This window comes from Streptococcus sp. GMD5S (assembly GCF_000298715.2).
In the GTDB taxonomy this organism is placed as follows: domain Bacteria; phylum Bacillota; class Bacilli; order Lactobacillales; family Streptococcaceae; genus Streptococcus.
The window spans coordinates 1-20,557 of record NZ_AJRG02000005.1 but is presented as its reverse complement, the minus strand read 5'-3'; the positions used below and the strand labels follow the sequence as shown (position 1 = coordinate 20,557).

General features: G+C 42.3%; 24 protein-coding genes, 1 pseudogene, 1 CRISPR repeat array and 1 other annotated feature. Of the genes and pseudogenes, 6 read left to right on the top strand and 19 right to left on the bottom strand.

The genetic code is table 11. The features are described 5' to 3' along the window. Nucleotides 1-11: 11 nt before the first annotated feature. The 14 genes from frr to GMD5S_RS0203685 all read right to left on the bottom strand — a co-directional run bounded on the left by frr (nucleotide 12) and on the right by GMD5S_RS0203685 (nucleotide 12,336). Nucleotides 12-569: a ribosome recycling factor gene (gene frr / locus GMD5S_RS0203755; protein ID WP_001262235.1), complete on the bottom strand. Its 558-nt coding sequence runs from the start codon at nucleotides 567-569 to the stop codon at nucleotides 12-14. Between the two features lie 7 nt (nucleotides 570-576). Beyond that, on the bottom strand, nucleotides 577-1,314 hold the full coding sequence (gene pyrH, locus GMD5S_RS0203750; RefSeq protein WP_000002994.1) for a UMP kinase: 738 nt from the start codon (nucleotides 1,312-1,314) through the stop codon (nucleotides 577-579). An 83-nt stretch (nucleotides 1,315-1,397) separates the two neighbouring features. Then, the gene (gene trmFO, locus GMD5S_RS0203745; RefSeq protein WP_000083720.1) at nucleotides 1,398-2,732 is read right to left on the bottom strand and encodes a methylenetetrahydrofolate--tRNA-(uracil(54)-C(5))-methyltransferase (FADH(2)-oxidizing) TrmFO; all 1,335 of its coding nucleotides are present in this window, start codon (nucleotides 2,730-2,732) and stop codon (nucleotides 1,398-1,400) included. A gap of 157 nt (nucleotides 2,733-2,889) precedes the next feature. Next, entirely contained in the window at nucleotides 2,890-3,837 is a 948-nt protein-coding gene (locus GMD5S_RS0203740; RefSeq protein ID WP_000837963.1) for a hypothetical protein, read from the bottom strand. A 78-nt stretch (nucleotides 3,838-3,915) separates the two neighbouring features. Beyond that, nucleotides 3,916-4,794 (bottom strand): 16S rRNA (cytidine(1402)-2'-O)-methyltransferase, encoded by an 879-nt coding sequence (gene rsmI, locus GMD5S_RS0203735; RefSeq protein WP_001166904.1) that lies wholly within the window; start codon nucleotides 4,792-4,794, stop codon nucleotides 3,916-3,918. Between the two features lie 2 nt (nucleotides 4,795-4,796). Next, nucleotides 4,797-5,114 carry a DNA replication initiation control protein YabA gene (yabA, locus tag GMD5S_RS0203730; protein ID WP_000358229.1) on the bottom strand — a complete coding sequence of 106 codons (318 nt, stop codon included), beginning with the start codon at nucleotides 5,112-5,114 and terminating at the stop codon, nucleotides 4,797-4,799. A gap of 36 nt (nucleotides 5,115-5,150) precedes the next feature. Next, complete coding sequence (locus GMD5S_RS0203725) at nucleotides 5,151-6,041, bottom strand: DNA polymerase III subunit delta' (RefSeq protein ID WP_000808202.1); 891 nt, start codon at nucleotides 6,039-6,041, stop codon at nucleotides 5,151-5,153. Next, complete coding sequence (gene tmk, locus GMD5S_RS0203720) at nucleotides 6,038-6,676, bottom strand: dTMP kinase (protein ID WP_000033380.1); 639 nt, start codon at nucleotides 6,674-6,676, stop codon at nucleotides 6,038-6,040. Before tmk ends, GMD5S_RS0203725 begins: the two co-directional genes overlap by 4 nt. Before the next feature lie 120 nt (nucleotides 6,677-6,796). Beyond that, nucleotides 6,797-7,594 (bottom strand): pyrroline-5-carboxylate reductase, encoded by a 798-nt coding sequence (gene proC, locus GMD5S_RS0203710; RefSeq protein ID WP_000689684.1) that lies wholly within the window; start codon nucleotides 7,592-7,594, stop codon nucleotides 6,797-6,799. A gap of 3 nt (nucleotides 7,595-7,597) precedes the next feature. Continuing rightward, nucleotides 7,598-8,860, bottom strand: a complete 1,263-nt coding sequence (locus tag GMD5S_RS0203705) for a glutamate-5-semialdehyde dehydrogenase (RefSeq protein WP_000255272.1) — start codon at nucleotides 8,858-8,860, stop codon at nucleotides 7,598-7,600. A gap of 9 nt (nucleotides 8,861-8,869) precedes the next feature. Then, nucleotides 8,870-9,979: a glutamate 5-kinase gene (proB, locus tag GMD5S_RS0203700; protein ID WP_000875724.1), complete on the bottom strand. Its 1,110-nt coding sequence runs from the start codon at nucleotides 9,977-9,979 to the stop codon at nucleotides 8,870-8,872. A gap of 101 nt (nucleotides 9,980-10,080) precedes the next feature. Then, nucleotides 10,081-10,980 carry an RluA family pseudouridine synthase gene (locus GMD5S_RS0203695; protein ID WP_000403219.1) on the bottom strand — a complete coding sequence of 300 codons (900 nt, stop codon included), beginning with the start codon at nucleotides 10,978-10,980 and terminating at the stop codon, nucleotides 10,081-10,083. Continuing rightward, nucleotides 10,964-11,431, bottom strand: coding sequence for a signal peptidase II (gene lspA / locus GMD5S_RS0203690; protein ID WP_000745700.1), 468 nt, complete (start codon nucleotides 11,429-11,431; stop codon nucleotides 10,964-10,966). Before lspA ends, GMD5S_RS0203695 begins: the two co-directional genes overlap by 17 nt. Next, nucleotides 11,428-12,336 carry a LysR family transcriptional regulator gene (locus GMD5S_RS0203685; protein ID WP_001025712.1) on the bottom strand — a complete coding sequence of 303 codons (909 nt, stop codon included), beginning with the start codon at nucleotides 12,334-12,336 and terminating at the stop codon, nucleotides 11,428-11,430. The genes lspA and GMD5S_RS0203685 overlap by 4 nt, the downstream gene beginning before the upstream one ends. On the opposite strand from GMD5S_RS0203685, the pseudogene GMD5S_RS10790 reads away from it, so the two are divergent. Beyond that, nucleotides 12,329-12,424 (top strand): annotated as a pseudogene (locus GMD5S_RS10790) (AraC family transcriptional regulator); the annotation flags it as partial. The gene GMD5S_RS0203685 and the pseudogene GMD5S_RS10790 overlap by 8 nt on opposite strands. A gap of 145 nt (nucleotides 12,425-12,569) precedes the next feature. Here GMD5S_RS10790 and rpmA read toward each other — a convergent pair. The 4 genes from rpmA to GMD5S_RS0203665 all read right to left on the bottom strand — a co-directional run bounded on the left by rpmA (nucleotide 12,570) and on the right by GMD5S_RS0203665 (nucleotide 14,427). Next, the gene (rpmA, locus tag GMD5S_RS0203680) at nucleotides 12,570-12,863 is read right to left on the bottom strand and encodes a 50S ribosomal protein L27 (RefSeq protein WP_000916509.1); all 294 of its coding nucleotides are present in this window, start codon (nucleotides 12,861-12,863) and stop codon (nucleotides 12,570-12,572) included. Nucleotides 12,864-12,879: 16 nt separating this feature from the next. Next, the gene (locus GMD5S_RS0203675; RefSeq protein WP_000613705.1) at nucleotides 12,880-13,224 is read right to left on the bottom strand and encodes a ribosomal-processing cysteine protease Prp; all 345 of its coding nucleotides are present in this window, start codon (nucleotides 13,222-13,224) and stop codon (nucleotides 12,880-12,882) included. A gap of 15 nt (nucleotides 13,225-13,239) precedes the next feature. Further along, a complete protein-coding gene (gene rplU / locus GMD5S_RS0203670) occupies nucleotides 13,240-13,554 on the bottom strand; it encodes a 50S ribosomal protein L21 (protein ID WP_000109141.1) in 315 nt (104 codons plus the stop codon). Between the two features lie 34 nt (nucleotides 13,555-13,588). Beyond that, nucleotides 13,589-13,676 (bottom strand) — a sequence feature (ribosomal protein L21 leader region). A gap of 64 nt (nucleotides 13,677-13,740) precedes the next feature. After that, nucleotides 13,741-14,427, bottom strand: coding sequence for a YoaK family protein (locus GMD5S_RS0203665; RefSeq protein WP_001238359.1), 687 nt, complete (start codon nucleotides 14,425-14,427; stop codon nucleotides 13,741-13,743). Between the two features lie 156 nt (nucleotides 14,428-14,583). Here GMD5S_RS0203665 and GMD5S_RS0203660 point away from each other — a divergent pair, with 156 nt between their 5' ends. Further along, the gene (locus tag GMD5S_RS0203660) at nucleotides 14,584-15,561 is read left to right on the top strand and encodes a Gfo/Idh/MocA family protein (protein ID WP_000915873.1); all 978 of its coding nucleotides are present in this window, start codon (nucleotides 14,584-14,586) and stop codon (nucleotides 15,559-15,561) included. After that, on the top strand, nucleotides 15,558-16,640 hold the full coding sequence (locus GMD5S_RS0203655) for a DEAD/DEAH box helicase (protein ID WP_000850593.1): 1,083 nt from the start codon (nucleotides 15,558-15,560) through the stop codon (nucleotides 16,638-16,640). The genes GMD5S_RS0203660 and GMD5S_RS0203655 overlap by 4 nt, the downstream gene beginning before the upstream one ends. Before the next feature lie 24 nt (nucleotides 16,641-16,664). Here the strand turns inward: GMD5S_RS0203655 and GMD5S_RS0203650 are convergent, their stop codons facing one another. Continuing rightward, a complete protein-coding gene (locus tag GMD5S_RS0203650; protein WP_008292384.1) occupies nucleotides 16,665-17,042 on the bottom strand; it encodes a DUF1934 domain-containing protein in 378 nt (125 codons plus the stop codon). 70 nt (nucleotides 17,043-17,112) lie between these two features. On the opposite strand from GMD5S_RS0203650, the gene GMD5S_RS0203645 reads away from it, so the two are divergent. From GMD5S_RS0203645 to GMD5S_RS0203635, 3 genes are all read left to right on the top strand, one after another. After that, on the top strand, nucleotides 17,113-18,417 hold the full coding sequence (locus GMD5S_RS0203645) for an HD domain-containing protein (protein ID WP_001003515.1): 1,305 nt from the start codon (nucleotides 17,113-17,115) through the stop codon (nucleotides 18,415-18,417). A 12-nt stretch (nucleotides 18,418-18,429) separates the two neighbouring features. Continuing rightward, on the top strand, nucleotides 18,430-19,236 hold the full coding sequence (gene yidA / locus GMD5S_RS0203640; RefSeq protein WP_000023491.1) for a sugar-phosphatase: 807 nt from the start codon (nucleotides 18,430-18,432) through the stop codon (nucleotides 19,234-19,236). 268 nt (nucleotides 19,237-19,504) lie between these two features. After that, nucleotides 19,505-19,684 (top strand): hypothetical protein, encoded by a 180-nt coding sequence (locus GMD5S_RS0203635; protein WP_001233347.1) that lies wholly within the window; start codon nucleotides 19,505-19,507, stop codon nucleotides 19,682-19,684. Nucleotides 19,685-19,870: 186 nt separating this feature from the next. Further along, nucleotides 19,871-20,500: a CRISPR direct-repeat array (repeat unit 36 nt; unit sequence GTTGTACAGTTACTTAAATCTTGAGAGTACAAAAAC). Nucleotides 20,501-20,557: the final 57 nt, after the last annotated feature.

The following is a 20,557-nucleotide window of genomic DNA, read 5'->3' as shown; positions in this document are numbered from 1 at the left end:
TCTGTTTATTTCTAGACTTCCAAGATTTCTTTTTCTTTATTGGCAGTCATGTCGTCGATGTGTTTCACAGCGTCGTCTGTTACTTTTTGAATATCTTTTTCAAGAGTCTTCAATTCGTCTTCAGTTATTTCTTTTGCTTTTTCTTGCTTTTTAGCTTCGTCCATAGCGTCGCGGCGGATGTTACGGACAGCCACTTTAGCATTTTCACCGACCTTCTTCACTTCTTTAGCAAGGTCACGACGAGTTTCTTCTGTAAGAGCTGGGATAACCAAGCGGATCACAGAGCCGTCATTAGCTGGTGTAATACCAAGATCAGAAGCGTTCAAGGCACGTTCGATGTCTTTCAATGAAGACTTGTCAAATGGTGTTACCAACAAAACACGCGCTTCTGGAATAGTAATTGAAGCGATTTGGTTAAGAGGAGTTTCAACTCCATAGTATTCTACGTGGATACGGTCTAGCAAGCTTGCGTTGGCACGACCGGCACGGATACCTCCAAATTCACGAGCAAGTGATTGGTGAGACTGGGTCATTCTCTCTTTTGCTTTTTCTACAATTGCATTAGCCATAATTTTCTTATTCCTTTTCTTCGATATTGTTTGAAACTGTTGTTCCGATATTTTCACCAAATACGACACGTTTGATGTTGCCTGGTTGGTTCATGTTAAAGATAACCAAGTCAATGTCGTTGTCCATAGAGAGAGTTGAAGCTGTTGAGTCCATGATACGAAGACCTTTATTGATAACGTCACGGTGGGTCAATTCTTCAAACTTAACGGCAGTTTTGTCTTTCTTAGGATCGGCATTGTAAACACCGTCTACGCCATTTTTAGCCATAAGGATGGCATCCGCTTCGATTTCAGCTGCACGAAGGGCTGCTGTTGTATCTGTTGAGAAGTAAGGTGAACCAATACCAGCACCAAAGATAACAATACGGCCTTTTTCAAGGTGGCGAAGAGCACGTCCACGTACATAAGGTTCTGCCACTTGTTGCATGGCAATGGCTGTTTGTACACGCGTATCGACACCAACTTGTTGCAATGAATCTGCCATCACAAGAGCATTCATCACGGTCCCAAGCATTCCAGTGTAATCAGCCTGAACGCGGTCCATTCCTGCTTCTGCAGCAGGTTCTCCGCGCCAGAGATTTCCTCCACCAATAACAAGGGCAATTTCGATACCTAAGCTATGAACTTCTTGAATCTCTTTTGCGATTGTTTGAACTGTTTGGATATCAATCCCTACGCCACGTTCACCGGCAAGGGCTTCACCTGATAACTTGATTAAAATACGTTTATACTTGGGGTTCGCCATTTTTACTCTCCTTTTTTTATCCTACCTATTTTATCACAATTTCTAAGATTTTTATAGTATCATGAGCAATTCTTTAAAAAAAATTAGACCGTTAAAAATTCCTCTAAGTCGGCAAGGGCACGCTCTGCAATTTTTTCATAACGAGCTTTTTTATCACGGATACGCTCGCCTTCCAATTCCTTGATAATCCCAAAATTGACATTCATTGGTTGGAAATGTTTGCTGTCCGCATGAGTGATGTAATGAGCTAGACTTCCGATCGCTGTGGTCTCTGGGAAGATAGCTTCACTTTCACCCTTGAAGAGTCGAGCCGCGTTAATACCTGCAACCAAGCCTGAGGCTGCTGACTCAACATAGCCTTCCACACCCGTCATCTGACCAGCAAAGAAGAGGTTAGGCTGTTTCTTAGAACGGTAAGTCTGCTCAAGAAGATTTGGTGAATCCATGTAAGAATTGCGGTGCATAACCCCATAACGAACAAACTCAGCATTTTCAAGACCAGGAATCATTTGGAAGACACGCTTTTGTTCTCCCCATTTGAGGTGGGTTTGGAAACCGACGATATTGTAGAGACTACCAGCCGCATTATCCTGACGAAGTTGGACAACCGCATACGGTGTTTTGAACTCCCCGTCACGAGGGCCTGTGTAGTCGTCTGGATACTCCAAACCGACTGGCTTCATCGGACCATAAAGCATGGTTTTAATGCCACGCTTGGCCATGACTTCGATAGGCATACATCCTTCAAAGTACTTTTCTTTTTCAAACGAATTCAGCGGTGCTTCTTCAGCATTGACCAAGGCTTCATGGAAATCCATAAACTCTTGTTTGGTCATTGGAGCGTTGAGGTAGGCTGCTTCTCCCTTATCATAACGAGACTTGAGATAGACCTTGCTCATATCAATGGTGTTAACGTCGATAATCGGCGCCGCCGCATCGTAGAAATAGAATCCATCCCCATCATTAAGGGCATGAATCTTTTCAGCTAAGGTATCACTGGTCAAAGGACCAGTAGCGACAACCGTAATAACATCCGTCGGCAATTCTGTAATTTCATCACGAACCACTTCAATCAAGGGATGATTGGCCACTTTTTCGGTCACCATTTGAGAGAAACCATCGCGGTCCACCGCAAGGGCTCCACCAGCAGGAACACGTGTAGCCTCAGCAGACTCCAAGATAACAGAACCCAAGCGACGCATTTCTTCCTTGAGGAGTCCAACGGCATTTGTCAAAGCATCCCCACGTAAGGAATTGGAACAAACTAACTCAGCAAAATTGTCTGTTTTGTGCTGAGGAGTTGACTTGACACCACGCATTTCATAGAGTTTAACTGGAATACCACGTTCTGCGATTTGGTAAGCTGCTTCAGAACCTGCCAAGCCAGCACCGATAACATTGATATAAGATTGAGACACGACACTAATACCTCTTTGGGTGGAAACTAAGTCCAAATAAAAACAAGCTACTAGACTATTTGACACCCACAAATCTTTCTAAATTCATGCTTGGTCCATTATACCAAAAAACTAAGTAAAAAGACAGACAGGAGAATTCCTGAATGTCTTTCAAAAATTATTCTTTATTAAAATTGAATGTCTCCCAATTCAGTTTGCTTCCATATTTTATAGTAAAACGTACTTCTGTATTCTTAGGTAGTTTATCGCTTTGAAGTATTTGGGCAAGTAAGTATTCGAAATCAGAATCCGTCCAATTGTCAATATCTTCATTAGTTACTTGTAGGTTTTGTCTTCGTACCTGCTCTATATCAATACGTATTCGAATACTAAAGGTCGAACGATTGTCAGCAACTCTTTTTAAAAGTAGATCTCGATTACGAACAAGCGTCTCTTCATCAAGATTGTTGACTCTACTTGAGTCTAGGTCCTCAATTAAGGGAGTGAGTTCTTCTACATCCGTCTTCAAAATTGCCTCTCTTTTATCTCTCTCTTCAAGACGGGTTTTGGGGTTGCCACTATATTCTTTTTTTGGAACCAAAGAATAATTGGAGTCAAATGAGTCCAATTCAATTGAATTTTTAATATAAAGATTCCTAATCACATCATCGCTTAAATATGTTGAAGTCAAGCTACCACTTTGAAGTAATATATTATAAGCTTCCTCAAGTCGGTCATAGTTGTCATCACCAGAAACATACTCCATTTCTAAACGGTAGACTGTTTTCTTGGAAAAACCAAAGAATTTTTTCTTTTCAACTTCTTTAAGCCTCGAATTGTATTTAAGGACTGGAGTGCTCTCAACATAATCTTTTTCAAAATCCACATAGACATCAACAAATTTCGTATTTCCTTCAACGTAAAACGGAGATCCATAATATCCAAAGGTATCAGCTGTCGAGTATCCTTCTGCTTCTAACCCTGCAGCTTCTACTACAGAACGAATGTTTGAAATAGCTATTTTAGCTAAATCACGATCGACTCTATTGTTACATGCTGACAATATAAATAATGTGAGAATAGGCAACAGTACGCCAATTACTTTCTTCATCACTTTGCTTTTCATTTCTCCTCAAAATAAGCAATCTTATCAAAATACTTATGATTGTTATTTTTGTTTCAGGAAGAAGACAAGGTTCCCAATTTAGTCACTTTCTTGATTTTCTTCCCAATCGTGGTAGGCAGCGTAGAGTTGGCTTTTATTCCACTGGTAGAGTTTCGCAACTTCCTTAATGGCTTGATTTTTCTTCATGCCTTGCTGGATACGAGATTGGATTTCTGAAAACAAGTCCTCCTCGTCCTTTTCCTCCACATCCTGACTTGCGCCTTTAACGATGAGAAGGCATTCACCCTTGAGTGGCGTTTCAGCAATACTTTCTAGTAGCTCTGAAATCTTTCCTCGTTGGTATTCTTCATAGATTTTGGTCAATTCCCTGACCAAGACTACCGAGCGGTCACCGTAGACTTCTAGCATATTTTCCAATGTATCTGATACACGGTGGGGTGATTCGTAGAAAATCTGAGTTTCTGGGTAATCTTTTTTTAAGTCGAAAAATTGCTTTTGCTGGCCTGATTTTCTCGGTAAGAAACCGTAAAAGATATGTGGTTGTGGAGCTAAACCACTGGCAATCAAAGCAGAAATCCCTGCAGAGGCACCCGGAACTGTCACTACTGCAATTTCTTCCTCAATAGCTGCCTTAACCAAATCATGACCAGGGTCCGAGATACTAGGCAGACCCGCATCGGATACCTGAGCGATACTTTGTCCTGCTTTCAAGAAACCAATCAAATCAGGAATTTTTTCCTTGGCATTGTGCTCATGAAAACTGATCTGCTTTGTCGAAATATCAAAATGCTTGAGCAAGAGACCAGTATTGCGCGTGTCCTCAGCAGCAATCCAGTCCACTTCTTTCAAGGTCTGGATGGCACGAAAGGTCATATCGTCTAGATTGCCAATCGGCGTTGCTACAAGGTAAAGCTTGCCATAGGAAGACTGCCCCTTAAAACTTTTTTGAATCTGCATGCCTACTCCCTGTACAACAACTCGTCACAGAACATACATTCCTCGTCCTGCTCTCGGCGTTGTCCATAAAAATCATTACATACGTGAAAACCGTCCTTATAGATTCGACGGACGCTTTCACGAACATGCTTAGCCTTGACGGGAGTATCTGCTTCCACCTCGCCCAAGCGTTCGCGCAACTTACTATTTTCCAAGCGAAGAGCTGTATTTTCCTCTACCAGGCTCTTGAGATTTTTCTTGATGGCTTCCACATCGGCCAAGGTCACCAGTAACTGTTGGGAAAAATCATCCAGCGCGTCAAATAATTCTTTTTTGTCCATAAACCAGCCCTTTCCTTTCTTTATCCTTCATTGAGTTTATATTTCTTTCAAGACCAGATATTCCATAGCATTTTGAAAGCTGACATTAGCCTGCCACATTTTTCTAGCTTCTAGTAAATCTTGTAGAATCTGTCGAATCCTTGCTTGCAAGAGATCCTGCCCACAGAGGACTTCGAGGATTCGCAAGACCTGATCTTGTTTTTCCTTGTCATCTACCAAGCTGGCTAATTTCGCAACTTGCAAATAACTCTCTTTTTTCTTAGCTAATAACCAGGTCAGCAGGCGTTCGCTCTCATCCACCAAGGTCCAAAAACTAGCCTGATTGACCAACTTTTCAGCTTCAGCACGTGATTGACAAAACTGGGCTAAGAGAGTTGCTTTTTTCTTGACCAGACCTGCTTGTTCTAATTGATGGATGAGCTTTTCTTCTTGCTTTTTAAAATGGAAAATCTGGGTCCGACTACGGATTGTTGGCAACATCTTTTCCTCATCGCTGGTCAAGAAGAAAATATAAACCTCACTCTGGGGTTCTTCGATGACCTTGAGCAGAGAGTTAGCAGCGTTGGGATGCATTTTCTCCGCCTGCTCGATAATAAAAACCTGCTGCTGACTTTCAATCCCTGCTTGAGAAAACTGACCCACCAATTCCCGAATGCGTTCTGTCTTGATGACCTGATTGACTGGCTTAATCAAGGTAACATCGGGGAATTCTTCCTGTTCAATCAGCTTGCAGTTTCGGCATTTCTCACATGGTAGAACGCCTACTTTATCCGTACAAAAGAGGCTCTTAGCCAAAAACTGCGCCATTTCCAAGCTTCCAAAGAAACCTGAAAAGAGATAGGCGTGATTGAGCTGATCTTGTTCTAGGATACGGACAAAGCGGTCAAACTGGTCTGGCTGCCAAGCTTTTAGTTGTTCTTGTTTCATTTAGCCAAGCCCATTCTGTCAAACAAGACAGCCTTGGTCGTTTCCACAACTTGCTCCAAAGGAAGACTCGCATCAATCTTAACAATGCGATTTCCTTCTTTGTCCAGAAGAGAAAGGTAACCTTGACGAACTTTCTTGTGCAAGTCTAAACCTTCCATGTCCAAACGATTGACCTCGCGGTCACTATTAGCAGCAATGCGAGCCAGTCCTTCTTCCACCTCAATGTCAAAATAGAGGGTCAAATCGGGTTTAAGGCCATCTGTCGCAAAGTGATTGAGCCAATCAATGGCATCAATATCCAAACCACGGCCAAATCCCTGATAAGCAACAGAACTATCGATGAAGCGGTCCATAATGACCAACTTGCCAGCTTCAAGTGCTGGAAGAACTTTTTCCACCAAGTGCTGTCTACGACTGGCAATATAGAGAAGGAGTTCTGTTTTAGGATCCATCTGAGTATGACTTGGGTCCAAAATCACTTGACGAATCTTCTCCCCAATCAAGACTCCACCTGGTTCACGGGTCGTCAGCACCTCTACTCCTTTTTCCTCTAAAATTGGGAGTAGAGCCTCTAAAACGCTGGTCTTTCCTGCTCCCTCCGGTCCCTCAAGAGAGACTAAAAATCCTTTTGACATGTCTAACTCATTTCTTTTTTTCTACCTTCTATTCTATCAAAAAAATAGATTTTTGTGACAATCTTTTTGCGTCTTCTCCATTCAATCGACCATAAAAGAGGCTGGGAGTCATCCAACCTCTTATTTACCTAGTTCTTGTGTTCGTTTATAGGCTTGCTGAACTGCGTCCATGACTGTGCCTCTAAAGGCATGTTCTTCCAGACTTGCTACACCAGCAATAGTCGAACCTCCTGGGCTGCAAACTTGGTCCTTCAAAACTCCAGGATGTTGCTGGCTTTCGAGAACCATTTGTCCAGCGCCGACTACTGTTTGGGCTGCCATTTTCAAAGCCATTTCTCGGGGCAATCCTGTCTGCACACCCGCATCTGCTAAAGCATCAATAAAAAGGTAGACAAAGGCTGGTCCACAACCTGCAAGACCTGTCGCCGCATCAATTAAGCCATCTCCCAGCTCAACCAAAAGGCCAGCCTTGGCTAAAAGCTGACAAAAGAGTTCCCTGTCCTCAGCACGACAATTTGCTGACATGGCATAACTAATCACTCCTTGGCCAATAGCCACTGGAGTATTGGGCATGATGCGAATGATCCGGTGTTGACTTGGGATAAGACTCGCTAGTTTTTCCAAGGTCAATCCAGCCGCCATGGAAATCAAAAGAAGACTCTCTCGTTTTTCAAGGATGGTCTGGTATTGAGAAAGCAGTTCAGAAAACTGAGCAGGCTTTACTCCTAGAAAAATCACATCTGCTTCTGCAAAAATTTCTTCATTACTGGAAGCCTGACCGCCGAAGTTGGCGATGAAAGCATCTACTTTTGCTTGACTGCGATTGGCAAGGAGAATCTGAGCACCCGACCTGACCTGCAAGACAGCCTTAGCCAAGCTAGCACCCATATTCCCCAAACCGATAAATCCAATCTTCATCTCTTACTCCCTTATCTGTCCGTCACCAGTAACCACATACTTGTAGCTGGTTAACTCTTTCAAGCCCATTGGTCCACGCGCGTGCAGTTTCTGAGTAGAAATTCCCATCTCACATCCAAGACCAAACTGCCCACCATCAGTGAAACGCGTTGAGGCATTGACATAAACCGCTGCTGAGTCCACTTGATCTGTAAAGAAAGCCGCAGTTTCAACATTTTCCGTCACAATCGCATCCGAATGATGGGTACTGTGGGCTTCAATATGCGCAACCGCTTCTTCTAAACTGCTCACAACCTTAACAGCTAGGACATAGTCTAAAAACTCAGTGTCAAAGTCTTGGGCCTCAGCTGCTCGACCTGAAACAAACTGACTTGCTGTGCTATCCAAACGAAATTGAATTGGTTCCAGTCCAGCTTCCTTACGCTCTGCAACCAGAACTTGTTCCAAGCGAGGAAGGAAGCTTGCTGCCTTGTCTTCATGAACTAGCAAAACCTCCATAGCATTGCAGACAGAAGGACGACTAGTTTTGGCATTGTTGATGATGGCTAGAGCCTTGTCTTCATCAGCATCCTTATCTACATAGACATGGACAATCCCAGTTCCTGTTTCAATAACAGGTACGATAGCATTTTCAACCACGGCATTGATCAAGCCAGCGCCTCCACGAGGAATGAGGAGGTCTAGATAGCCCTTGGCCTTCATCATAGCATAGCTACTTTCTCGGCTGGTGTCTTCCACCAGTTGAATCACATTTGGATGAATGGTAGTCGTCTCCAAGCCCTTCTTCAAAGCTGTGACAATAGCATGAGCAGTTTGGTAGGCGTCCTTACCACTACGAAGAACGACCGCATTGCCACTTTTAAGAGCCAAAGCAGCCGCGTCAGACGTCACATTTGGACGGCTTTCATAGATAATCCCAATAACCCCCATGGCCACACGCTTCTTAGTAATAACCAAGCCATTTTCAAGCTGGCTTGTTTCTATGACTTCACCGATTGGATCTGGTAAAGCAACCACTTCACGAATCCCTCTTGCCATCGCTTGGATTCGCCCTTCATCCAAATAAAGACGGTCTAGCATAACATCTGAGATTTTCCCCTTGGCCGCTTCCATATCGAGGGCATTGGCCGCTAAAATCTCCTCAGTAGCAGCCACTAAGTGATCAGCCATAGCTAGCAAGGCTTGGTTTTTCACTGCTTCACTAGCAGTATTGATTGATTTCTTAACAGCCTGTACCTGTTCAAATTGTTCTTGTGTACTTACCATCGTTCACCTCTAAAATTCTGTAAAGAGTAGCTGGATTTCAGGAGTGATGGAAATCCAGTCATCACGGTGAATCAAGACTCCCTTAGCTTTTTGAGAACGGAGCATATCTTCTAGAGCTGAGACGCCAAATTGGACACGTCCCTTTCCAAGAGATTGACCTGTTTCTTTATCTGCTACTGTGACAATATCGTGATAAGAGAAGTTTCCTTCCACTTCTACCACACCCGATAAAAGGAGACTTTTCCCGTTTTTTGAAAGTGCCTCTGCAGCCCCACCATCTACCCAAATCGTTCCCTGACTTTGAGCATAGAAGGCCAGCCATTGTTTCTGAGTACGAAGTCCCTTCTCTTGCGCAACAAAGTAAGAACCATCCTTGGTATCCTCTACTGCCTCAATCAAGGCATCTGATTTCAAGGAGGAGCAAATATAGACTGGCACTCCTGACTCCGTCGCAATAGTTGCAGCTTTGATTTTTGTCAGCATACCCCCAGTACCATTAGACGAACCTGCTCCACCAGCCATATCAATAATCTCACGATTGATAGTCTCGATTCTCTCAAGACGTTTAGCTCTTGGATCTGAGTTGGGATTTCCAGTATAGAGACCGTCCACATCAGTCAAGAGAACTAAAAGGTCCGCTTGGACCATAGCCGCTACCTGGGCACTCAGAGTGTCATTATCACCCACCTTGAGTTCGTCAATGACGACACTATCATTTTCATTGATGATGGGAATTGCACCACGATGAAGCAATACAGACAAGGCCTGATGGGCGTTCTTATAGCGACGTTTATCTACAAAATCATCCTGTGTCAGCAAGATTTGTGCAGAAACGATCTGGCGCATGAGGAGGTTGGTTGTATATTCCTCCAACAAAAGTCCCTGACCAACTGCAGCCGAAGCTTGTTTATCTGCAATCTTGGTCGGACGTTTTTTAAAACCCAAAGCTCCAAATCCAGCGGCAACTGCCCCAGATGACACTAAAATCAACTCATGTCCAGCCTCATGCAGCATAGCCAATTGCTGGGTAATTGCCTTTACTTTACTCCTTGATAAACTCCCGTCTTCATTTGTCAAGGAGGAAGTCCCTACCTTAAAGACGATTCGTTTGTACTTCATATTCTCACTCCGATTCTTCATATTTATCCATTATAACATGAATACTTTAAAATAGAAAAGACTTGAAATGAAAAAGGTTGAGACAAGGCATCTCAACTCTTTTATCTATTCTCAGTTTTACGCAATCTTTCCAGCGTTTCTTTAAAAATCTCTGGAATATCTGCTGTGAATTCCAAGGTTTCACCTGTTCTCGGATGGGTAAAACCTAGAGTCTTAGCATGGAGAAACTGTCCTTGTCCTTTCAAAGTCTTACGAGGACCATAGACTTCATCACCAGCGACTGGATGGCCAATATAAGCCATATGAACACGGATTTGGTGGGTACGTCCTGTTTCCAGTTGCAACTCCACTAAGCTATAATCACCAAAACGTTCCAAAACGTGGAAACGCGTCACTGCCGGCTTCCCTTTAGCAGTCACAGCCTGTTTCTTACGGTCTTTTTCACTACGACCAATTGGCGCTTCAATCACACCACGATCATTGGGAAGATTGCCATGAACAATCGCCCAGTATTTGCGGAGAGACTTCTTGTCCTTAAGTTCTTGAGCAAGTGCTAGATGCGCCTCATCATTCTTAGCAATCATGAGGAGACCCGACGTGTCCTTGTCAATGCGGTGAACGATACCCGGCCGGAGAACACCATTGATACCTGACAAGTCCTTGATATGGTACATGAGGGCATTGACCAAGGTTCCGCTAGTATGACCAGCACTCGGATGCACCACCATCCCCTGAGGTTTGTTAACAACGGCTACATCCTCATCTTGGTAAATGATATCTAGCGGAATATCTTCAGCCACATACTCTAAAACCTCCGGTTCTGGCACATGGTAGGTGACGATATCCCCCTCTTGGACAGTGTATTTTGCTTTCTTGACTAGCCCATTAACCAAAACTTGTCCAGCCTTGATTTGTTCATTCGCGAGACTGCGTGACAATTCTGTCAGATCTGACAAAGCCTTGTCTAGACGTTGCCCACCAGTTTCAATTTTTATTTCCATTTACTTCCTCTTTAAGCATTGCAATCAATAAAACAATCACACCAACTGTCAAATAGCTGTCAGCAACATTGAAAATCGCAAAGTTGATAAAGTCTAGGTGAAACATATCCACCACAAAACCTTGACTCATTCTGTCGATAAAGTTACCCAGACCTCCCGCGATTATCAAAGTCAGTCCAAAAACTAACCAGAGAGAATCCTCCATGTGTTTATGTAGATACCAAATGGCTCCTACCATGACGACCAATGTAATGACAGCAAATAACCACTGCTGATCTTGCAGCATGGAGAAGGCTGCTCCTCTATTTTGCAGGTAGGTCAAGCTAACGAGATTGGGTATCCACGAACGCACTTCACCCAGTGGAATCTGCTGGACAACATAATTTTTGACCAACTGATCCAGCCCAATCAAAAGCAGTACAATGACTGCTACCATTCCTCTTTTTTTCATGATTTCCTCTTTTGATCAAAATATTCTTGCATAACCTCAACGAAAAGAGTCCCAGCTTGACTAAGCTCAACTTCTTCCCGTTTGACATAGACCATGCGATTATCTAGATTATCCTTGAGACGAATGACTGTAATCCCATTAACACTGTCACTATCTAAAAATCCAGATCCAGTCGCATAAGCATCCGTCCGCTCCAAAATACCATTCAAAGTAGCACGGTCCGTCACATTAAACATCTGCGAGCTCGCGCTGGTGTCGACAAAGTTCTCTGAATAGTATAGATACTCATCCTTTTCCTGAGTAAAACGAACGGTTGGTAGATCCGCTAAATCCTCCATGACCAATTCCTCCTTCTGGGCTAAAGGATGCCCTTCACGAAGATAAATGTGAGTCTGGAAAGGAATTAGTTCAATAACTTCTAAACCAAGCTTTTCAACCCGTTGCATGATGCCCTTTTTATTTTGGTTGTTGAGGTAGATAATCCCAATCTCACTATGTCCTTGGGCCACTTCGTCTAATATCTGAACTGTAGTAGACTCAAAAATACGAAAGTTCTTGTAGTCAGGATAACGTTCCGAAAAGGCCGTAATCGTTGGTGGCAAGAAGTCATAGTGCTGGCTGGCAATGGAAAATTCATCTTTTTCTTCCTCAGGGTTGGCATAATGATTTTGAAAAACATCAAAGCCTTTAACTAACTCCTGCGCTTTCTCATAAAATTCCATACCACGACGGGTTAAGAAAGTCCCCGAACTCGTCCGACGGAAAATCTTAAACCCCAGCTCTTTTTCCAAATCGCGCACAGAAATAGACAGACTTGGCTGACTAACATACATCTTTTCAGCAGCTTCACGGAAAGTACCGCTATTGGCAATAGCAACAACATAGCGTAATTGTTGAATATTCATCTTCTACCCCCAACTTCTCTATCTGTTCATTATACCATATTTCAGAATTTTTCCAAAAAAGAAAAAAGTGTCCATCGCAAGTTTAAATCTAACTATTCTCTATTAAATTCAAAATGGGTATCAAAACAAAAAAATAGGCTCTCCGAGAACTCGGAAAGCCTTATTTAATGCTACTTCTAGCTTCCTCGCCTTAAAATACCAAGGCTCGGGATAAAAAGGTTTACTGGACCTTTTTATTTTGCGATTGGGTAAACAGAAACTTGTTTCTTATCGCGACCTTTACGTTCAAAGCGTACTACGCCTTCAACTTTAGCGAACAAAGTATCGTCTCCACCACGTCCAACGTTTACACCTGGGTAGATGTGTGTACCACGTTGACGGTAAAGGATTGATCCACCTGTTACAGTTTGTCCGTCAGCTGCTTTAGCTCCAAGACGTTTCGCTTGTGAATCACGTCCGTTTGATGTAGAACCTCCACCTTTTTTGTGGGCGAAAAGTTGCAAGTTGTTAAGAGTCATTTTTAACATAATGTTTTCCTCCGTGTTAGTTTTCTGTGATAACTCTGGTTTGGACGAACTCAGAAGAGTTCTCCGATAAGTTTGCCATACCTAAGAAAAATGATTCGAAGAATAACTGGGTCATTTCTCTCTGGTGTGAAGGAAGATCCGCTGGTATTTCAACCTTTAGATAGCCACCTTCATCTTCGTTTAATTCTAAGATTGGTTCGTAGCCTGCAAATTTCTCAATGGAATTGACAAAGTTAATGGCAAGCGTAGAAACCGATGCACACACGACATCTAAGCCGTATTCGCCACTTTCGGCGTGTCCAGTAATTTCCGCACTCCTCAGCTCGCCATCTTCGGCTCTCTCAAAGACTGCTTGTATCATGTGTTCTCCTTAAAATTAAGCGTTGATCGCGTTGATGACAACTTTTGTATATGGTTGACGGTGACCTTGTTTACGGTGGCTACCTTTTTTAGGTTTGTACTTGTAAGTAACAACTTTCTTTTGTTTTCCTTGTTTTTCAACAGTTCCAACTACAGTAGCTCCAGCAACAAGTGGAGTTCCGACAACAGTGTTTTCACCACCAACAAGAACAACTTCGTTAAAAGTAACTTCTTGACCAGCTTCAACGTTCAATTTTTCAACGTAAACTGCTTGACCAACTTCAACTTTAACTTGTTTTCCGCCAGTTTTGATAATTGCGTATGTGCTCATTATGCACCTCCTATGATTTTTTGGGTTTCCCCGTATTTTTGTGAAGACTCGCCTAGCATCGTGGGACGAACCACTTTATACTCACTATGTGAGCAACGATGTTCGTGCGGTTGCACAGGACTGTGCATAGTCAACTCTTCAAGTATAGCATATCTTCTTTTTTCTTACAAGCGAAATCAATCAAATTTAAGCTTTTTCTTTCCCTTTTTTCCTCCAAAAAGCAAAAAGCATGCTGAAGTAAAAGATACTCATCATAAAAGGAACACCTAGAATTGTCTTCTCTTGATAGTAAATCGTCAAATAAGCTGAGAAAACAACTCCGAAGACAAAACTACTAAGCAAGCTAACAAAAATCAAGCCCTCTCGTAGAAAAGGCGTATGCTTGGTTCGGAAATAATCCCCAAAAGCCAACATGGTTCGTTTAATATTCCCAGTCATAAAGGCATTATTATAGGCGATACCCGAAACTTCTCCAAAGGCTGTTGTCACCAGTCCCATACAAAACGCTAAGGGTGGAACTAGGTAGATATTGTCTACTGACAAGGGAACAAAACCAATGATTATGGATAAGACCGCGAGTGGTATCAAGGACAAAATCGGCTTTTTAACAATTCGAAGTTTTTCCTTATACAATGTCAGAAAAAAGACACCCATCATAAAGGACAACAAGGTCATCACTTTAGCACTGGCGTCCGAGACATTCTGCTGAATGAGTCCTACAGAGAGAAAAACAACATTCCCAGTTTGTCCAGCCACAAGGGTGTTCCCTCGAACGATAAAGGTATAGGCATCGACATATCCTGCACAAAAGGTCAAAAAAAGCGCTAGTCTTTTAGACTGACGAGATATTTTTCTTATTGGTAATAATCTCATTATCTCTCCCATTTCAGTTTCATTTACTCATTTCAATATTGTACCACTTTCTTTAAGAAAAGCGTAGTCCATTTGAAAATTTTTACCATCTGTTGGATAGTCCTTCTTTTCTATGTTATAATGAAGGAAGGATTTAAAGTCGGAAAAGGAGTATTTATGCTTAAATTAGGTGTTATCGGAACAGGGGCTATCAGCCATCATTTCATAGAAGCAGCCCATGCTAGCGGAGAATACCAGCTGGTTGCAGTCTATTCTAGAAAACTAGAAACTGCCGCAACCTTTGCTTCCCGCTATAAGAATATCCAACTCTTTGATCAATTAGAGGAATTCTTTCAGTCTTCCTTTGATGTAGTCTATATCGCTAGTCCAAACTCCTTGCATTTTGTTCAAGCCAAGACTGCCTTGTCTGCAGGTAAACATGTCATTCTTGAAAAACCTGCTGTTACTCAGCCACATGAATGGCTAGATTTGAGACAAACAGCTGAGAAAAATCACTGTTTTATTTTTGAAGCAGCTCGTAATTACCACGAGGAAGCCTTTACTACTATCAAAAACTTTTTAGCAGACAAGCAAGTGCTGGGAGCAGATTTCAACTATGCCAAGTATTCTTCCAAGATGCCTGACTTGTTGGCTGGACAGACTCCCAATGTCTTTTCAGACCGTTTTGCTGGTGGAGCTCTTATGGACTTGGGGATTTATCCTATCTACGCTGCTATTCGTCTCTTTGGAAAGGCCCAAGACGCGACCTATCAGGCTCAACAGCTTGACAATAGCATTGACCTAAATGGCGATGGTATCCTCTTCTACCCTGACTTTCAAGTTCATATCAAGGCTGGAAAAAACATCACTTCCAATCTTCCTTGCGAGATCTACACAACAGATGGAACCTTGACACTCAACACGATTGAACATGTCCGCTCAGCTATTTTTACCGACCACCAAGGAAATCAAGTCCAGCTCCCTATCCAACAGGCTCCCCATACGATGACTGAGGAAGCAGCTGCATTTGCACACATGATTCAGCAACCAGACCAGACACTTTACCAGAACTGGCTGGATGATGCAGGTTCTGTTCATGACCTATTATATATCATGCGCCAGACTGCTGGCATTAGATTTGAGGCAGAAAAATGAAAACCAAACTACCGACTGAATGGCAAGAACTAAGTGACCGACTCGGTTTCCAAGAATTCACCCCCATTCAAACTCAACTATTTGAGCCCATTCTTGCTGGAGAAAACCTCCTAGGAGTGAGCCCAACAGGAACTGGTAAGACCCTAGCTTACCTCCTACCAAGTCTTCTCAGACTACAAAAGAAAAAAGCCCAGCAACTCTTGATTCTAGCACCAAATACAGAACTTGCTGGACAAATTTTTGATGTATGTAAAACGTGGTCAGAGGCTATCGGCTTGACTGCTCAGCTCTTCTTATCAGGTTCAAGTCAGAAACGCCAGATTGAACGCCTAAAAAAAGGGCCAGAAATTCTGATCGGAACTCCTGGCCGTATCTTTGAGTTGATTAAATTGAAAAAAATCAAGATGATGAATGTGGAAACCATCATTCTGGATGAATTTGACCAATTGCTCGATGATTCTCAGATTCACTTTGTAGAGAAAATTACTCACTACGCACCTCGTGACCACCAACTCATCTACATGAGTGCGACGACCAAGTTTGACCAAGAAAAGATTGCTCCAAACACGCGCACCATCGACCTTTCTGACCAAAAGTTGGACAACATCCAACACTTCTACATGCAGGTAGACCAACGTCACCGAGTGGATATGCTACGAAAACTAGCTCATGTTGAGGATTTCCGCGGTCTGGTCTTCTTTAATAGCCTATCAGACCTTGGAAGTGCAGAAGAAAAATTACAGTATCGAGATATCCTAGCTGTTTCCCTCGCTAGTGATGTCAATGTCAAGTTTAGAAAAGTTATCTTGGAAAAGTTTAAGGACAAGCAACTAACCTTGCTCCTTGCAACTGACCTTCTGGCTCGTGGAATTGATATCGATAGTCTAGAATGTGTCGTAAACTTTGATATTCCTAGAGATATCGAAACTTACACTCACCGTGCTGGCCGTACAGGTCGCATGGGCAAAGAGGGCTATGTCATCACTCTCGTAACCCATCCTGAAGAATTAAAAAAACTCAAGAAGTTTGCAAGTGTACGTGAAATTGTCCTAAAAAACCAAGAACTCTATATCAAATAAGGTTGGCCCTCGCCAACCTTTTTCTTATCCCCAAGTAATTTCCAATTGATAGCTAGCAAAGGGATGTCCCTCTTGGTTTTGTAGTTGATAGGCTAGCTCAATCTTTTGCCCATCCAGTTTGTAATGACTCGTTTGAATGATAAACTCCTGCATCCCCATTGGAGTAGGAATATAGGCCAAACTATCACTATCCTTTAGAAAACGCATGATGGTATTGGGCTTTGAGAAACGGGTCATCACCAATTCTTCTTGATGAAACTTGAGAACCACTTTCTCCTTTTCCTCATTATAAAAGAGTAAATAGCTATAATCCCCCTTTTCACGCACTTCCACGTCATAGAGTTGGTCAATGACTTCCAACTGCTCATCAAACTGAATCGTATTTCGCATCCGAATCTTCACATCAAATCCTCTTTCTGTCTCTTGTCCTACTATTTTACCAAAAAGAGCAGGATTTTGCTATAATGGTCATATGAACGAAAAAGTATTCCGTGACCCAGTTCACAACTATATCCATGTAAACAACCAGGTCATCTATGACTTGATCAATACAAAGGAATTTCAACGTCTGCGCCGTATCAAGCAACTAGGAACTTCCAGTTATACCTTCCACGGTGGGGAGCACAGCCGCTTTTCCCACTGCTTGGGTGTCTATGAGATTGCTCGACGTATCACGGAGATTTTTGAAGAAAAATATCCTGAAGAATGGGATCCTGCTGAGTCTCTCTTGACCATGATCGCTGCTCTCCTACATGACCTTGGACATGGTGCCTACTCGCATACTTTTGAAAATCTCTTTGATACAGATCATGAGGCCATTACCCAGGAAATTATCCAAAGTCCTGAGACAGAGATTCACCAAGTCCTGCTTCAAGTAGCGCCAGATTTCCCAGAAAAGGTGGCCAGTGTCATCGACCATACCTATCCTAACAAACAGGTCGTACAGCTCATTTCTAGTCAGATTGATGCAGACCGCATGGACTATCTCTTGCGCGACTCCTATTTTACAGGAGCATCTTATGGGGAATTTGACCTGACACGGATCCTACGAGTGATTCGTCCTGTCGAAAATGGGATCGCCTTTCAGCGCAACGGTATGCATGCCATTGAAGACTATGTTCTCAGTCGCTACCAGATGTATATGCAGGTTTATTTCCACCCAGCAACACGTGCCATGGAAGTTCTCCTACAAAATCTCCTCAAACGCGCTAAGGAACTCTATCCTGAAGACAAAGATTTCTTTGCACGCACTTCTCCACATTTGCTACCTTTTTTTGAAAAGAAAGTTACTCTATCTGACTATCTGGCACTTGATGACGGCGTGATGAATACCTACTTCCAACTCTGGATGACCAGTCCTGACAAGATACTAGCCGACTTGTCGCAACGTTTTGTCAACCGCAAGGTCTTTAAATCCATTACTTTTTCAGAAAAAGACCAAGACCAACTCGCAACCATGAGACAACTGGTTGAAGAAATCGGTTTTGATCCAGACTACTATACTGCTATTCATAAGAACTTTGACCTTCCTTATGATATCTATCGTCCCGAATCTGAAAACCCACGGACACAGATTGAGATTTTACAAAAAAATGGAGAACTAGCTGAACTCTCTAGCCTGTCTCCTATCGTCCAATCCCTTGCTGGCAGTCGCCACGGAGACAATCGTTTCTATTTTCCAAAAGAAATGTTAGATCAAAATAGCATCTTCGCAAGCATTACCCAGCAATTTTTACACTTGATTGAGAACGATCATTTTACCCCAAATAAAAACTAGAAGAGGAAATTTATGAGTATTAAACTAATCGCCGTCGATATCGATGGTACCCTAGTTAACAGTAAAAAGGAGATCACTCCGGAAGTCTTTTCTGCCATTCAAGACGCCAAACAAGCTGGTGTCAAAGTCGTCATTGCAACAGGTCGTCCTATCGCAGGCGTTGCCAAACTTCTGGACGACTTGCAATTGAGAGACGAGGGTGACTATGTCGTAACCTTCAACGGTGCCCTTGTCCAAGAAACTGCTACTGGGCAGGAGATTATCAGCGAATCCTTGACCTATGAGGATTATCTGGATATGGAATTTCTCAGTCGCAAGCTCGGTGTCCACATGCACGCTATTACCAAGGACGGTATCTATACTGCCAATCGCAATATCGGAAAGTACACGGTGCACGAATCAACCCTCGTCAGCATGCCCATCTTCTACCGCACTCCTGAAGAAATGGCTGACAAGGAAATTGTCAAGTGTATGTTTATCGATGAACCAGAAATTCTCGACGCTGCTATTGAAAAAATTCCAGCCGAATTTTACGAGCGCTACTCCATCAACAAATCTGCTCCTTTCTACCTCGAACTCCTTAAAAAGAATGTGGACAAGGGTTCAGCCATCACTCACTTAGCTGAAAAACTAGGATTGACCAAAGATGAAACTATGGCTATCGGGGACGAAGAAAATGACCGTGCCATGCTCGAAGTCGTTGGAAACCCCGTTGTTATGGAAAATGGAAATCCAGAACTCAAAAAAATCGCCAAATACATCACCAAAACAAATGACGAATCTGGCGTTGCCCATGCTATTCGTACGTGGGTACTGTAAAGTATGATAAAATACGAAAACCGCTCAGCTGAGCGGTTTTTTACACTGTTTATATGCCCCCTGCAAACATAATAATATATATCAGTCTTTCTGGTTTGTTGTTATTCATGGTTTTTAAAAAGAGAAAAACTATTAAAAAATATAAAAAAATAAGTTTTTGGGGGCAAGTTTGGGGCGAAAATATTTAGAAATAATTTATCAAAACGCTTGACATCTCGGTTCTCCGTTATATAATATGATTAAGATAAAAATTGAGGTAAAGAAAAATATGAGAAAAGTTATTCAAGAATTACTTAATAGTTCTATTTCTACATCTGCTATTTCACAAGGTGCCGGTGTGCCATGGACTACCGTTTCTGACCTCAGAAAAGGAAAAACAAGCATGGACAAAATGGCACTTCTCACAGCAGAAAAACTTTATGAATTTGCTACAGCTGATAAGCAGTGATTTCCGTCACTGCTTTTATTATTGCAAACAAGAAAGCCCGCAAGCCTGAGCCTGCGGTTACAATTCGAACAATATTTTAGAAAATTTCCTTTCTATTTTTAAAAAATTATTTTGTAGTGATCAATCCGTCAGGCCCGATGTTGAAACTTTCTTTTTCAGCCAATCGGCCATCTTCAAGCATGAGGTGTTGTACAGTTACTTAAATCTTGAGAGTACAAAAACTGAGGATTTCCATAAAGCGAATACAAGCATGTTGTACAGTTACTTAAATCTTGAGAGTACAAAAACTAGCACCTTTGAACACTACTAATTTCACGGGTTGTACAGTTACTTAAATCTTGAGAGTACAAAAACTATCTGTAGTAGTTAGCGCTTGCCACATAAGTTGTACAGTTACTTAAATCTTGAGAGTACAAAAACTACTTGGTACCAAGAGCGACTCTCTTTTGAGTTGTACAGTTACTTAAATCTTGAGAGTACAAAAACCCAGCGCCTCAGATTCCTGTTGTATCACCTGTTGTACAGTTACTTAAATCTTGAGAGTACAAAAACAAGCATTTGGGATGCTATTGTGGCTATCTTGTTGTACAGTTACTTAAATCTTGAGAGTACAAAAACCCATGAAATACCAGGTTTCTCGATATTTTAGTTGTACAGTTACTTAAATCTTGAGAGTACAAAAACGCTTGGTGGTTTTTCTAATTTTTAGATTTAGTTGTACAGTTACTTAAATCTTGAGAGTACAAAAACTGGCTGGATATGAAAAACACATCAGCAACTGTTGTACAGTTACTTAAATCTTGAGAGTACAAAAACACATCATCCGACGGATAACCATGGTACAGGGTTGTACAGTTACTTAAATCTTGAGAG

Excerpts from the sequence above, each read along its gene's own strand:
- frr (WP_001262235.1), bottom strand. The coding sequence starts at position 569 with ATGGCTAATGCAATTGTAGAAAAAGCAAAAGAGAGAATGACCCAGTCT.
- pyrH (WP_000002994.1), bottom strand. The coding sequence starts at position 1,314 with ATGGCGAACCCCAAGTATAAACGTATTTTAATCAAGTTATCAGGTGAA.
- GMD5S_RS0203740 (WP_000837963.1), bottom strand. The coding sequence starts at position 3,837 with ATGAAAAGCAAAGTGATGAAGAAAGTAATTGGCGTACTGTTGCCTATT.
- rsmI (WP_001166904.1), bottom strand. The coding sequence starts at position 4,794 with ATGCAGATTCAAAAAAGTTTTAAGGGGCAGTCTTCCTATGGCAAGCTT.
- yabA (WP_000358229.1), bottom strand. The coding sequence starts at position 5,114 with ATGGACAAAAAAGAATTATTTGACGCGCTGGATGATTTTTCCCAACAG.
- GMD5S_RS0203725 (WP_000808202.1), bottom strand. The coding sequence starts at position 6,041 with ATGAAACAAGAACAACTAAAAGCTTGGCAGCCAGACCAGTTTGACCGC.
- tmk (WP_000033380.1), bottom strand. The coding sequence starts at position 6,676 with ATGTCAAAAGGATTTTTAGTCTCTCTTGAGGGACCGGAGGGAGCAGGA.
- proC (WP_000689684.1), bottom strand. The coding sequence starts at position 7,594 with ATGAAGATTGGATTTATCGGTTTGGGGAATATGGGTGCTAGCTTGGCT.
- GMD5S_RS0203705 (WP_000255272.1), bottom strand. The coding sequence starts at position 8,860 with ATGGTAAGTACACAAGAACAATTTGAACAGGTACAGGCTGTTAAGAAA.
- proB (WP_000875724.1), bottom strand. The coding sequence starts at position 9,979 with ATGAAGTACAAACGAATCGTCTTTAAGGTAGGGACTTCCTCCTTGACA.
- GMD5S_RS0203695 (WP_000403219.1), bottom strand. The coding sequence starts at position 10,980 with ATGGAAATAAAAATTGAAACTGGTGGGCAACGTCTAGACAAGGCTTTG.
- lspA (WP_000745700.1), bottom strand. The coding sequence starts at position 11,431 with ATGAAAAAAAGAGGAATGGTAGCAGTCATTGTACTGCTTTTGATTGGG.
- GMD5S_RS0203685 (WP_001025712.1), bottom strand. The coding sequence starts at position 12,336 with ATGAATATTCAACAATTACGCTATGTTGTTGCTATTGCCAATAGCGGT.
- rpmA (WP_000916509.1), bottom strand. The coding sequence starts at position 12,863 with ATGTTAAAAATGACTCTTAACAACTTGCAACTTTTCGCCCACAAAAAA.
- GMD5S_RS0203675 (WP_000613705.1), bottom strand. The coding sequence starts at position 13,224 with ATGATACAAGCAGTCTTTGAGAGAGCCGAAGATGGCGAGCTGAGGAGT.
- rplU (WP_000109141.1), bottom strand. The coding sequence starts at position 13,554 with ATGAGCACATACGCAATTATCAAAACTGGCGGAAAACAAGTTAAAGTT.
- GMD5S_RS0203665 (WP_001238359.1), bottom strand. The coding sequence starts at position 14,427 with ATGAGATTATTACCAATAAGAAAAATATCTCGTCAGTCTAAAAGACTA.
- GMD5S_RS0203660 (WP_000915873.1), top strand. The coding sequence starts at position 14,584 with ATGCTTAAATTAGGTGTTATCGGAACAGGGGCTATCAGCCATCATTTC.
- GMD5S_RS0203655 (WP_000850593.1), top strand. The coding sequence starts at position 15,558 with ATGAAAACCAAACTACCGACTGAATGGCAAGAACTAAGTGACCGACTC.
- GMD5S_RS0203645 (WP_001003515.1), top strand. The coding sequence starts at position 17,113 with ATGAACGAAAAAGTATTCCGTGACCCAGTTCACAACTATATCCATGTA.
- yidA (WP_000023491.1), top strand. The coding sequence starts at position 18,430 with ATGAGTATTAAACTAATCGCCGTCGATATCGATGGTACCCTAGTTAAC.
- GMD5S_RS0203635 (WP_001233347.1), top strand. The coding sequence starts at position 19,505 with ATGAGAAAAGTTATTCAAGAATTACTTAATAGTTCTATTTCTACATCT.